This window comes from Corynebacterium frankenforstense, assembly GCF_030211955.1.
Classification (GTDB): domain Bacteria; phylum Actinomycetota; class Actinomycetes; order Mycobacteriales; family Mycobacteriaceae; genus Corynebacterium; species Corynebacterium frankenforstense_A.
In genome coordinates this window covers 88244-100670 of record NZ_JASODI010000007.1, presented here as the reverse complement: position 1 = coordinate 100670, position 12427 = coordinate 88244, and the positions used below count along the sequence as shown (strand labels likewise).

9 protein-coding genes are annotated in these 12427 nt (G+C 71.0%); 4 read left to right on the top strand and 5 right to left on the bottom strand.

Annotated elements, in window-relative coordinates; all coding sequences use genetic code 11:
* Nucleotides 1–11: 11 nt before the first annotated feature.
* The 4 genes from QP119_RS05230 to QP119_RS05215 all read right to left on the bottom strand — a co-directional run bounded on the left by QP119_RS05230 (nucleotide 12) and on the right by QP119_RS05215 (nucleotide 4864).
* Nucleotides 12–989: a cation diffusion facilitator family transporter gene (locus QP119_RS05230; protein WP_284774162.1), complete on the bottom strand. Its 978-nt coding sequence runs from the start codon at nucleotides 987–989 to the stop codon at nucleotides 12–14.
* A 219-nt stretch (nucleotides 990–1208) separates the two neighbouring features.
* Complete coding sequence (ilvC, locus tag QP119_RS05225) at nucleotides 1209–2222, bottom strand: ketol-acid reductoisomerase (RefSeq protein ID WP_284774161.1); 1014 nt, start codon at nucleotides 2220–2222, stop codon at nucleotides 1209–1211.
* A gap of 180 nt (nucleotides 2223–2402) precedes the next feature.
* Nucleotides 2403–2948, bottom strand: a complete 546-nt coding sequence (gene ilvN / locus QP119_RS05220) for an acetolactate synthase small subunit (RefSeq protein WP_284774159.1) — start codon at nucleotides 2946–2948, stop codon at nucleotides 2403–2405.
* Between the two features lie 5 nt (nucleotides 2949–2953).
* Complete coding sequence (locus QP119_RS05215; RefSeq protein ID WP_284774157.1) at nucleotides 2954–4864, bottom strand: acetolactate synthase large subunit; 1911 nt, start codon at nucleotides 4862–4864, stop codon at nucleotides 2954–2956.
* Between the two features lie 441 nt (nucleotides 4865–5305).
* Here QP119_RS05215 and QP119_RS05210 point away from each other — a divergent pair, with 441 nt between their 5' ends.
* From QP119_RS05210 to QP119_RS05195, 4 genes are all read left to right on the top strand, one after another.
* Nucleotides 5306–6946 (top strand): mechanosensitive ion channel family protein, encoded by a 1641-nt coding sequence (locus QP119_RS05210; protein WP_284774154.1) that lies wholly within the window; start codon nucleotides 5306–5308, stop codon nucleotides 6944–6946.
* A 10-nt stretch (nucleotides 6947–6956) separates the two neighbouring features.
* Nucleotides 6957–7634, top strand: coding sequence for a PH domain-containing protein (locus QP119_RS05205; RefSeq protein WP_284774153.1), 678 nt, complete (start codon nucleotides 6957–6959; stop codon nucleotides 7632–7634).
* Between the two features lie 159 nt (nucleotides 7635–7793).
* Entirely contained in the window at nucleotides 7794–9644 is a 1851-nt protein-coding gene (gene ilvD, locus QP119_RS05200) for a dihydroxy-acid dehydratase (protein ID WP_284774152.1), read from the top strand.
* Nucleotides 9645–9752: 108 nt separating this feature from the next.
* Nucleotides 9753–11078 (top strand): glycosyltransferase 87 family protein, encoded by a 1326-nt coding sequence (locus tag QP119_RS05195; RefSeq protein ID WP_284774151.1) that lies wholly within the window; start codon nucleotides 9753–9755, stop codon nucleotides 11076–11078.
* A 150-nt stretch (nucleotides 11079–11228) separates the two neighbouring features.
* Here the strand turns inward: QP119_RS05195 and QP119_RS05190 are convergent, their stop codons facing one another.
* Entirely contained in the window at nucleotides 11229–12419 is a 1191-nt protein-coding gene (locus QP119_RS05190; RefSeq protein ID WP_284774150.1) for a DoxX family protein, read from the bottom strand.
* Nucleotides 12420–12427 lie beyond the last annotated feature (8 nt).

Genomic DNA, 12427 nt, shown 5'->3' with positions numbered 1-12427 from the left:
CCGGACATCGGTCAACAGACGTGTTCGTGGCGCTGGTGGCCCGGCCGCTCCAGCTGGATGGTCGAGTGCGTCACCCCGAGCCCGGCGAGCAGATCCTGCGCCTCGTCGAGCACGCCGCAGCCGTACATGTCCTCGTCGTCGACGACGAGGTGGCAGGTCGCCAGCACGTCGGTGCCGTCGGTGGACCACAGGTGCAGGTCATGGACGGCGACCACGCCGTCGACGGCCTCGAGCGCCCCGGCGATCTCCTCGACGTTGACGTCGGCCGGCGCGCGCTCGAGCAGCACGCTGACGGAGGCGGCCAGCAGCCGCAGGGAGCGCGGCAGCACCAGCGCGGCGATGATGAACGAGGCGATCGTGTCCGCCGGGGTGAATCCGGTCACCCAGATGACCAGGCCCGCGACGATGACGGCCACCGAGCCCAGCAGGTCCGAGAGGACGTGCAGGTAGGCGCCGCGCATGTTGAGGCTGTCGTGCTGGCGGCGCACCAGGATCGTCGCGGAGACGCCGTTGGCCACCAGGCCGATGGTGGCCACGGCCAGCATGACGGGCACGTCGATCTCCTCGGCCGAGCCCAGGCGGCGCACGGCCTCCCAGACGATGTAGACGGAGATCGCGGAGACGGCCAGCGCGTTGACCAGCGCAGCGAGCACCTCCACGCGCCGGTGGCCGTAGGTGGCCCGCTTCGAGGGGGCGCGCCGGCCGATGAGCATCGCCACCAGCGCGAGGATCAGCCCGGTGGAGTCCGAGAGCATGTGCATCGCGTCGGAGAGCAGCGCCAGCGAGCCGGAGACGAAGCCGGCGATCAGCTCGGCCAGGAAGATCACGGTGGTCAGCGTGATCACGCCGAGCAGCGCCCGCAGCGACTTCGGCGCGTGCGAGTGGTCGTGCGAGTGGTCGTGCGAGTGGTCGTGTGAGTGGTCGTGCGAGTGGTCGTGTGCGCGCCCGTGGCGGTGGTCTGCCCCGTGGCCGTGTGCGGTGGCGTCCATACCCCTGAGGATAGCCCAGTTTTCGCCTTATTGGAAATGTATTGAAAACGCGTGTTGCTCCCCCGCCGCCGTGCGCCAAACCCCGCACATACGGCGACGCCGCGGGGAGCGTGAACTCCCCGCGGCGTCGGAGATTGACGACGTCGCGCGTGCCCCTGCGGTGCGGCACGTGCGCGTCCGCCGGTGCCACAGGCGCCGGCGCGGCCGGTCCGGTGGACCTTAGGCGGTCGCGTCGAGCGGGTTCTTGACCCAGCTCATCAGGTCGCGCAGCTTGGCGCCGGTCTTCTCGATCGGGTGCGCGGCGACCTCGGCGCGGCGGGCCTCGAGGTCCTTGTTGCCGCCCTCGATGTTCTTGAGCAGCTGCTTGACAAAGGTGCCGTCCTGGATCTCCTTGAGGACCTCCTTCATGCGGTCCTTCGCGCCCTCGTCGACGATGCGCGGGCCGGAGAGGTAGCCGCCGTACTCGGCGGTATCCGAGCAGGAGTAGTTCATGTTGCCGATGCCGCCCTCGTAGATCAGGTCGACGATCAGCTTCATCTCGTGGCAGCACTCGAAGTAGGCCATCTCCGGCTCGTAGCCGGCCTCGGTCAGCACCTCGAAGCCCGTCATGATCAGGTACTCCAGGCCACCGCACAGGACGGCCTGCTCACCGAAGAGGTCGGTCTCGGTCTCGGCCTTGAAGGTGGTCGGGATGACGCCGGCGCGGCCACCGCCGATGGCGGCGGCGTAGGACAGGGCCAGGTCGCGGCCGTTGCCGTCCGGGTCCTGCTCGACGGCGATGAGCATCGGGACACCCTTGCCGTCGACGAAGGTGCGGCGGACCAGGTGGCCCGGGCCCTTCGGGGCGACCATGCCGACGGTGATGGCGTCGGCGGGCTTGATCAGGTCGAAGTGGATGTTCAGGCCGTGGCTGAAGAACAGGGCGTTGCCCGGCTCCAGGTTCGGCTCGATGTCGTCGGTGAACAGCTTCGCCTGGGCGGTGTCGGGCGCCAGGATCATGATGACGTCGGCCCACTTAGCGGCCTCGGCGTTGGACTTGACCTCGAGGCCGGCCTCACGGGCCTTCTCGGCGGACTTGGAGCCCTCGCGGAGACCGATGCAGACCTCGACGCCGGAGTCGCGCAGGTTCAGCGCGTGGGCGTGGCCCTGGGAGCCGTAGCCGATGACGGCGACCTTGCGGCCCTGGATGATGGACAGGTCAGCGTCCGCGTCGTAGAGAACGTCAATGGCCATTGGAGTTACTCACCTTTCTGGTGACGGTGTGTGGCAGGGATCGTCTGCATTCAGTGCCGCCCGATCGGACTGATTCAGGGTTCCGATCGACACCACGTGAATTACAATACATCCTACCAGAGATTTCATTGGTTGGGATAATTTGGCAAACTACCAGTTCCGACGTCTCGCCACGTGGGATTACTTTTTTCCACTTGATTCCGCGGGCGCCAGCACCTTGCGACCACGGTTGAGCGCGATCTGCCCGGACTGGATCATCTCGCGGACCCCGAAGGGCTCGAGGACGTCGAGGAGCGCACGCAGCTTGCCCGGCGTGCCGGTCGCCTCGATGACCACCGACTCGGGGGCCACGTCGACGACGCGGGCACGGAAGATGTTCGCCGCGTCGACGACCTTGGGCCGGTTCTCGTTGTTGGCGTCGACCTTGACCATCAGGATCGCGCGGGCGATCGTCGAGTCCTCCTCCAGGAGGCGGACCTTGAGCACCTGGATGATCTTGTTGAGCTGCTTGGTGATCTGCTCGATGCTCTTCTCGTCGGCGTCGACGACGATCGTCAGGCGGTTGATGCCCTCGGTCGCGGTCTTCGCCGAGACGAGCGAGACCAGGTTGTAGGAGCGCCGGGTGAACATCGCGGAGACCCGGGTGATGATGCCGTCGACGTCCTGGACCAGGACGCTCAGGATGTTGCGCTTCTTCTGCGGCGCGACGTTGGCGGTGGGTGCCACGGGGCTCAGTCCTCCTTCTTCTTGCCGGCCGCACCCGCCGCGTCGGCGGCGCCGGCCTGGGCCGACTCCTCCGCGCGGGTGTCGAGGTGCTCGCCGATGGTCTCGTCGATGGTCTCCGGGGCCTCCGCCGCCGAGTGCTCCTCGTCGAAGAGCGGGCGCAGGCCCTTGGCGTACTGGATCTCGGAGTTCGAGGCGCCCGCCGAGATCATCGGCCAGACCTGCGCGTCCTCGCCGACGATGAAGTCGATGACTACGGGGCGGTCGTTGATCTGCCGGGCCTTCTCGATGGCCGGGGCGACCTCGTCCTTGTCCGTGACCCGGATCGCCACGCAGCCGAGCGCCTCGGCCAGGCCGACGAAGTCGGGCACGTGCTCGCCCTGGTTGCGCAGGCGGGTGTTCGAGTAGCGGCCCTCGTAGAAGAGGGTCTGCCACTGGCGGACCATGCCCAGGTTGCCGTTGTTGATCAGGGCGACCTTGACGGGCATGCCCTCCACCGCGGCGGTGGTCAGCTCCTGGTTGGTCATCTGGAAGCAGCCGTCGCCGTCGATGGCCCAGACCTCGGCGTCGGGCCGGCCGGCCTTCGCGCCGAGGGCCGCCGGCACGGCGTAGCCCATGGTGCCCAGGCCGCCGGAGTTCAGCCAGGTGCGCGGGTGGGCGAAGTCGAGGAACTGCGCCGCCCACATCTGGTGCTGGCCCACGCCGGAGACGTAGACGGCCTCCGGGCCGACGGTCTTGGCCAGGGTCTCGATGACGTACTGCGGCGAGAGCGAGCCGTCGGCCGGCTCGTCGTAGCCGCGGGGGAAGCGCTCGCGCAGCCCGTCGAGGTAGTCGCGCCAGTCCTCGGTGTCCGTGGTCGCCTCGCGGTGGCGGAAGGTCTCGGCGAGCTTGACCAGGGTCTTGCGCGCGTCGCCGACGATGGGCACGTCGACGGCGCGGATCTTGCCGATCTCGGCCGGGTCGACGTCGGCGTGGATGACCTTCGCGTCGGGCGCGAAGGTGTCCACGTCACCGGTGACCCGGTCGTCGAAGCGCGACCCGATGGCGATCAGCAGGTCGGAGCGCTGCAGGGCCGCGACCGCCGGCACCGAGCCGTGCATGCCGGGCATGCCCATGTAGAGCTCGTGGTCGGTGGGCATCGCCCCCAGCGCCATCAGGGTGGTCACCACGGGGATGTCGGTCAGCTCGGCGAACTCGCGCAGCTCCGCGGCGGCGTCGGCCTTGATCACGCCGCCGCCGACGTAGAGCACGGGCTTCTTCGCCTGCTCGATCAGCTCGACGGCCTGGCGCACCTGCCGCGAGTGCGGGGAGGTGACCGGCTTGTAGCCGGGCAGGTCCAGCTCGGGCGGCCAGGCGAACTCGGCGGTGGCGTTCTGGACGTCCTTGGGCACGTCGACCAGGACGGGGCCCGGCCGGCCGGTGGCGGCGAGGTGGAAGGCCTCGGCCAGCGCCTTGGGGATGTCGCGGACGTCGGTGACCATGAGGTTGTGCTTGGTCACGGGCATGGTCACGCCGCGGATGTCGGCCTCCTGGAAGGCGTCGGTGCCGAGCATGCCGCGGCCGACCTGGCCGGTGATCGCCACGATCGGCACCGAGTCGAGCATCGCGTCGGCCAGGGCGGTGACCAGGTTGGTCGCGCCCGGGCCGGAGGTCGCGATGCACACGCCGACCTTCCCGCTGGCCACCGCGTAACCCTCCGCAGCGTGCCCGGCCCCCTGCTCGTGACGCACGAGCACGTGACGGACCTTCTCGGAGGAGTACAGGGGGTCGTAGAGCGGCAGCACGGCGCCGCCGGGAATGCCGAAGACGACGTCCACGCCGAGCTCCTCGAGGGAGCGCACGATCGCCTGGGCGCCCGTGATGGCCCCTCCCGCTCCCGGGGCGGGTGCCGTGGGCCTGGTGTCTGCTTCCACGTTCACGTCTTGTTGGCTCCTCACCACTTCACTTCTCTTCCTCCCGCCCGCGGGCCGCGGGTGGGGCTGGACAAAATACGAAAAAGCGCCCGGCCGGATCGTCTCCGCCGTGTGGCGGTGCGTTCCGGGGGCGCTAGCCGAGGTCGACTTGTACGTCCGTTACGGCACGCGCCGTGCGGTTCCGAGTACAAGCCAAATAATGTCCATGTGAGGCATCCTACACATTGCGGTGAGCCGCCCAAAATCAGACATGTCACGCACCCCCGGGCGACATGACAGCAATCACTCCCGACGAATGGAACCGCAGGCCCACGGGGTGGGAAGATCGGGTCACCCCGCGGGAACGGGGGCACCCCCGTACCCCGCCCGCCGCAAGCCGCGTGCCGGTTTCCCGGGAGTCGCCTGGACGGGACCGTAGACCCCCGGTACCCGGCTAGGGTGGGCCCCATGCCGATCGGATACATCCTGACGGTGATCTGGGCGTGGATCGCCGAGAAGGGCATCACGCTCGCCCTGATCACCGTCGCCGCCCTGATGGTGCCCCGCCTGGGGCGCTTCCTCATCCGCGAGATCAACACGCGCATCGAGAGCTCCCAGGAGCAGCAGGAGGGCAAGACCTCGCTGGCGCTGACCACCGCGGCGGTCTACATCGGCCAGCTGGTCGCCTACTTCCTGCTGATGGTGTTCTTCCTCAACACCCTCGGCTTCTCGCTGGCCGGCGCGGCCATCCCCGCCACCGTCGTTTCCGCAGCCCTCGGCCTCGGCGCCCAGAGCATCATCGCCGACTTCCTCGCCGGGTTCTTCATCCTCACCGAGAAGCAGTATGGCATCAACGACTGGGTGCGCTTCGAGGGCTCCGGCGTGGAGGTCGAGGGCACGGTCATCTCCATCACCCTGCGCGCCACCAGGATCCGCACGCTGGCCCAGGAGACGATCACCATCCCGAACTCGACGCCGAAGGTCTGCGTGAACTCCTCGCAGTACTGGTCGCGCGCTGTGGTGACCATGCCGATCCCGCTGCGCAGCTCCCACTCGACCGAGGAGGCGATCGACCGAGCCGAGGCCGCCGCCACCCGCGCGCTGCGCCGCGAGGAGATCCGCGACGACGTCCTCGACGAGCTCGTCGTCCAGCCCGCCGTCGACGTCACCCCGCCGAGCACCGTGGGCACCCCGTGGACGATGTCGGTCCGCCTGATGGTCACCTCCTCGGCCGGCGCGCAGTGGGCCGTCGAGCGCGCGATGCGCACCGCCATCCTCGACGAGTTCTGGGACGAGTACGGCGCCGCCCCGAGTGTCACCGGCGCCCCGATCGACCACGACCTGGCCCACAACCGCGACGCCGCTCCCCCGACCGCGCTGTTCACCGCCGCCGAGCGCCACGACGCCACCGGTGACTCCCCCGTTATTGACGACGTCGCGCCCGGCACCGTGGCCGGAGACGGTGCGGTGGTTGCCGACGGTGCCGTCGCCGCCTCCGGCGGCGCGGACGCGACGTCGGAAATCGACGCGCAGACGCGCTCCATGCCCGCCCACTCGGGCCCGGCCAAGCCCGTCTCACCGGTCTCCGCCGAGGACGACCCGGCCGCGCAGAAGCAGGCCGGCGAGGACGCCCTCGACGAGGAGGCCGACGCCGAGCGCCACACCGGGCTGCTCAGCCTCGGCGGGCGGGTGCGGCCCTCGACCACGCTGCTCGGCGTGGCGATGGCGGTGCTGCTCTTCCTGTGGGCCTCGACCGTGCAGACCGGCGAGGGCTGGGAGGGCTCCGACGGCTGGCTGGCCCCCCGCACCGACGAGACGGTCAGCTCCACCCCGGAGACCACGCAGGAGCGGACCGTCGAGGAGTCCTACCCGGAGACCACGCAGCCGACCACCACCGCCGGCACCGCCGAGGAGACCCCGCAGGACCAGGCCACCCCCACCCAGGGCGAGGGCGCCGGGCAGACCGAGCCGCAGCGGCCCGACCAGCAGGACCGCTCCCCGAACCAGAACAACCGGACCAGCGTCGCGCCGACCGAGCCGACCGGCGACCAGGCGGACTCCGACGCGCGGTCGGGGTCCGGAGTCGGAGGCGGCGCGACGGCTGACTAGTATTGCCGTCATGACTTCCGCAGCCGAGCGCCCCGTCGACTTCCGTCCCGAGCGCACGCACCTGCTCGTCGGAGCGATCATGACCGTGATCATGCTCATCCCGATCGGGTCGGCGCCGCTGGCGCTCGGCTGGACCCTCATCTTCCCCGCCGCGTACCTGTGGTGGATCCTGCGCGCCCGCACCCGCGTCGGCGCCGAGGGGATCACCGCCCGCCACGCCTTCCGCGCCGCCCGCTCGGCCTCCTGGGACGAACTGGCCGGCGTCGGCTTCACCGGCCCGCGCGCCGTGGCCCGCCTCGAGGACGGCTCCGAGTTCGTCCTGCCCGCGGTCACCTTCAACTCGATCCCCGCCCTCGCCGAGGCGTCGGGCGGACGAATTACCGACGCGCTGAGCGCCGCGCGCGAGGCCGTGGACGACATGGTCACCATCACCCGCGCCGACGGCACCCAGCGCCTGGTCACCCGCGAGGAGTTCGCCGAGCTCGTCGACGCCGGCCGGGTACGCCCCATGGCTTCGGCCGCCGCCGGCGACGCCCAGGAGTCCGAGGGCACCGAGGTATCCCGCGGCTCCGGGAGCACCCGAGTATCCGGGTCCTCCCGGGCGGCCGGGGACCTAGGCCGGGCCGGCTGCTCCGGTGAGGGCCGCCGCACCCCCGCCGAGGCCGACCGGCCCGAGCCCCGCGACTAGCCCCCGACGGCCCGTCACCGACCCCGGACGGGCGGTGTGCCCGCACACCGCGCACCCCCTCCCGACGCGACACGTCGCCCGCGCACCCCGCGCGTGACGCACGCCACGCCCGCCCGACACCCACCCGTATCCTCTCCCGCCCCAGTCAGGAGCCCTGAAGTGTTTCCCCTGCGTTCCAAAGTCACCACGGTCGGCCGTTCCGCGGCCGGCGCCCGCGCCCTGTGGCGCGCCACCGGCACCGGCGAGCACGAGTTCGGCAAGCCGATCATCGCGATCGTCAACTCCTACACCCAGTTCGTGCCCGGCCACGTCCACCTGAAGAACGTCGGCGAGATCGTCGCCGACGCCGTGCGCGCCGCCGGCGGCGTGCCCAAGGAGTTCAACACGATCGCCGTCGACGACGGCATCGCCATGGGCCACGGCGGCATGCTCTACTCGCTGCCCAGCCGCGAGATCATCGCCGACTCCGTCGAGTACATGGTCAACGCCCACACCGCCGACGCGATGGTGTGCATCTCCAACTGCGACAAGATCACCCCGGGCATGCTCAACGCCGCCATGCGGCTGAACATCCCCGCCATCTTCGTCTCCGGCGGCCCGATGGAGGCCGGCAAGGCCGTCGTCGTCGACGGCGTGGCCCACGCCCCGACCGACCTGATCACCGCGATGTCCGCCTCCGCCAGCGACCAGGTCTCCGACGAGGGCCTGGCCCAGGTGGAGAACTTCGCCTGCCCGACCTGCGGGTCCTGCTCCGGGATGTTCACCGCCAACTCCATGAACTGCCTGACCGAGGCCCTGGGCCTGTCGCTGCCGGGCAACGGCTCCACGCTGGCCACCCACGCCGCGCGCCGCCGCCTCTTCGAGGAGGCCGGCCGCCGTGTGGTCGAGCTGTGCGACCGCTACTACGGCCAGGAGGACGAGTCCGTCCTGCCGCGCTCGATCGCCACCAAGCACGCCTTCCAGAACGCCATGTCGCTGGACATGGCCATGGGCGGCTCGACCAACACGGTCCTGCACATCCTGGCCGCCGCCCAGGAGGGCGAGGTCGACTTCGACCTGGCCGACATCGACGCGCTGTCCTACGACATCCCGTGCCTGTCCAAGGTCGCGCCGAACTCGAACTACCACATGGAGGACGTCCACCGCGCCGGCGGCATCCCCGCCCTCCTCGGCGAGCTGCGCCGCGCCGGCAAGCTCCACGAGGACGTCCACACCGTGGCCTACCCGAGCCTGGACGAGTGGCTGGACGACTGGGACATCCGCGGCGGCAAGGCCACCGACGAGGCCTTCGAGCTCTACCACGCCGCCCCGGGCGGGGTGCGCACCACCGAGCCGTTCTCCCAGGACAACCGCTGGGACGAGCTGGACCTGGACCCAGTCGACGGCTGCATCCACGACGTCGAGCACGCCTACACCGCCGACGGCGGCCTGGTCATCCTGCGCGGCAACCTCGCCCCCGACGGCGCGGTGATCAAGTCCGCCGGTGTCGACCAGTCGCTGTGGAAGTTCACCGGCCCCGCCCACGTCTTCGAGTCCCAGGAGGAGGCGGTCTCCGCCATCCTCAACCGCGACATCGTCCCCGGCGAGGTCCTGGTCATCCGCTACGAGGGCCCCTCGGGCGGGCCGGGCATGCAGGAGATGCTGCACCCGACGTCCTTCCTGAAGGGCTCGGGCCTGGCCAAGAAGTGCGCGCTGATCACCGACGGCCGCTTCTCCGGCGGCTCCTCGGGCCTGTCGGTCGGCCACATGTCCCCGGAGGCCGCCCACGGCGGCCTGATCGGCCTGATCGAGAACGGCGACCCGATCTCCATCGACGTCCACGGCCGCGAGATCAACCTGGACCTCGACGAGACCGAGATCGCCAGGCGCCGCGCCGCCATGGAGGCCCGCGAGAAGCCGTGGACCCCGGTCGACCGCCCGCGAAAGGTCTCCCGCGCACTGCGCGCCTACGCCGCGATGGCCACCTCGGCCGACAAGGGCGCCGTGCGCCAGCTGCCCGACGAGCGCTAGTCGCCCGGCGACGGCCGGGTGACGGCCGACGACGGCCGCCACCCGGGCGCTGCCCCGGGCGCGCGCCGGTGGGCGGACACGCGCCCGCGGGCGGTAATCTGTCTACCCATGCCGGTTCACTCGAACACCACGGATTCCCGCACGGCACCCCTGGCCGCCCTGCGCCGCCTCATCATCCTCATCGGGATGGCGACCGGGCTGGCGGTCACCGCCCAACGCGTCCGGGCCTTCGGCTACCCGGAGGACACCCGTGTCCTCGACTACGCGCTGGACATGGCCGTCTACCGGGAGGGCGTGCGCGCGTTCCTCTCCGGCGGCGAGCTCTACTCGCAGATGATGGACGTCGACGGCATCAAGCTGCCGTTCATCTACCCGCCCTTCGGGGCGCTGGCCCTCTCCCCCTTCGCCCCGACGTGGCTCAGCCACCGCGCCGCCGGCGACCTGATGGTCGTCCTCTCCGGACTGCTGGTCCTGCTGTGCCTCCACCTCGTGCTGCGCGCCGTGGTGCGCGAGCGCGACTGGGTGCTGCCGCTGACGGCCGTCTCCTGGCCCGCGTCCATGGCGCTCGAGCCGCTGGTGCTCAACGGCGAGTTCGCCCAGATCAACGTCGTGATCATGGCGCTCGTCGTGCTCGACCTGGTGCCGCGCAAGCGGTACCTGCCGCAGGGTTGGCTGATCGGCCTGGCGGTGGCCATCAAGCTCTCGCCGGCGGCGATGCTGCTGTACTTCCTGGTCAAGCGTCAGATCCGGCCGATCCTCTCCGCCGCGGTCTCCGCGCTGGCCGCCACCGCGCTCGGTGCGGTGATCCGCTGGGACCAGACCAAGGAGTTCTTCGGCGACATCCTGCTCGGCATGGGCGGCGGCGGCGAGATCGGGGTGGACCCGACCTACACCTCCAACAGCTCGATCAAGGCGATGATCATGCGCTTCGCGCCGACGCACGAGTGGCTCACCGCCAATGACACGCTGGTCAACGTCCTCTGGCTGGTGCTCTCGCTGGCCGTGATCGCCTGGGGCGCCTGGCTGATGCACCGACTGATCACACGCGGCTGGGACACCGACGCCTGGCTGGTTAACGCGCTGGTGATGCTGCTGATCTCCCCGATCAGCTGGTCGCACCACTGGGTCTGGCTGGGCCTGTTCTTCCCCGTGGCCGCCTACCGGGTGCTCTCGTCGACCCGGCCCGCCCGCGGCGTGGCCGCCGTGGTGGGCCTGTGGGCACTGCTGCTTCTGACCAGGCCGCTGAAGTGGGCCTACGGCGACGGCATCGACTTCACCGAGCTGAGCTTTCTCGCCCGCGTCCTCGTCAGCGACTCGGTCTGGCTGGCCCTCGCCTTCCTGGCCGTGCTCACCGTCCACCTGGTCCGCAGCCCGGACACCGCGACCGGCACCCCGGAGACCACAGAGGCCGCGGGCGCCACGGCCGCCCGCTGACCCGCCTTGCCCCTCCCCGGCGGCCGCTGAAGGCCGCCCCGGACACACGAAAACGCCGGCCCGCAACGGGCCGGCGTTTCTCACGCTGCCCCGGGCGCGGGGCCCGGCGGCGGGAGCGTCTCGACGTACCGGATCAGACGAGGCGCCGGATCAGAACGGGTTGACCCCCGCGCCGAACCACCACAGGGCGCCGAGCGCCACGACTGCGACGACGATGAAGATCCACGAACTGGCCAGCGGGCGGCGGGCCCAGCCGCGCGGGTAGTCGACCGCCCAGGTGCCCGGACCGGTGAACTGCAGGGCGATCAGCGCCCCGCCGAGCACCAGCGGCAGCCAGACGTCGGCCGGCCAGTTGAACACGTCGAGGCCGGCACCGGCGTTGAAGATCGCGTGCAGCGCGGAGAAGCCGACGGCCACGATGCCCACGGCGGCGAACAGCGGAGTGATCAGGCCGAGCAGCAGGAAGACGCCGGCGGCGAGCTCGGCGGCCGGCACGGCCACCGACAGAATGCCCGACCAGGCGTAGTTGGCGTAGTCGGCCTCCAGGCCCGCCAGACCCTCGCCGCCGTCGAGGCGGAAGAAGACCGTCAGCGAGTGCAGGATGAGGAACGCCGAGACGAACAGGCGCAGCAGGAACAGGCCGAAGTCGGTGGTGCCGCGGCGCGTGGCGTCCAACGGCTCCTCCTCGAGCCTGCCGAGGTCACCGGGGGCGATGACCTCCTCGTCGTCCAGGGCGCGCTCATCAGCGACGGTCGCGGCGCCGGCGGCACCGGCCCCGGCACCCGCGGCGCCGACGGCGGTCGGTCCGATGTCGAGGGTCCCGGTGGAGTCGCCGGCCGGCATGACCGTCGTCTCCGGGGCCTCCTCCTCACCGCGGCGCCTACGCAGGCTGCGCAGGCCGCGGCCCTCGTCGCGGGTGCTCGTCGGGGCGTCGGAGGCCAGCGGTTCGGAGCGGTCCGGGCGCGCCGTGGCACCGGCGGCCGGCCGGTCGAGGAACTCCGTCTCGGCGGAGTCGGCGTCAGTGCCGGCGGCCGGGCGCTTCTCCGGCTCCGGCGAGCGCGGCGGGATCGACTGGGGCGCGGCCCGGCCGGTGCGTGCGTAAGGGTCCGTCCGGCGCGGACGGCGCCGCGGGTGCGCGGCCTCCTCCTTGTCGGCCTCGCCGTCCTTGCCATCCTTGTCCGCCTTGTCGGCCTTGTCGGCGTCGCGCCGGGAGAGCCGCGTCGAGCCGCGGGCGGGGCGGGAGGTCTTGGCGTCTTTGTCGGGGTCGTAGGTGGGCAGGTCCAGGTCGTCGAAGTCGTCGTCGAGCGGCTGGGATCCGGCCCGGTCGTTTTTCTCGCTCATGTCCCACA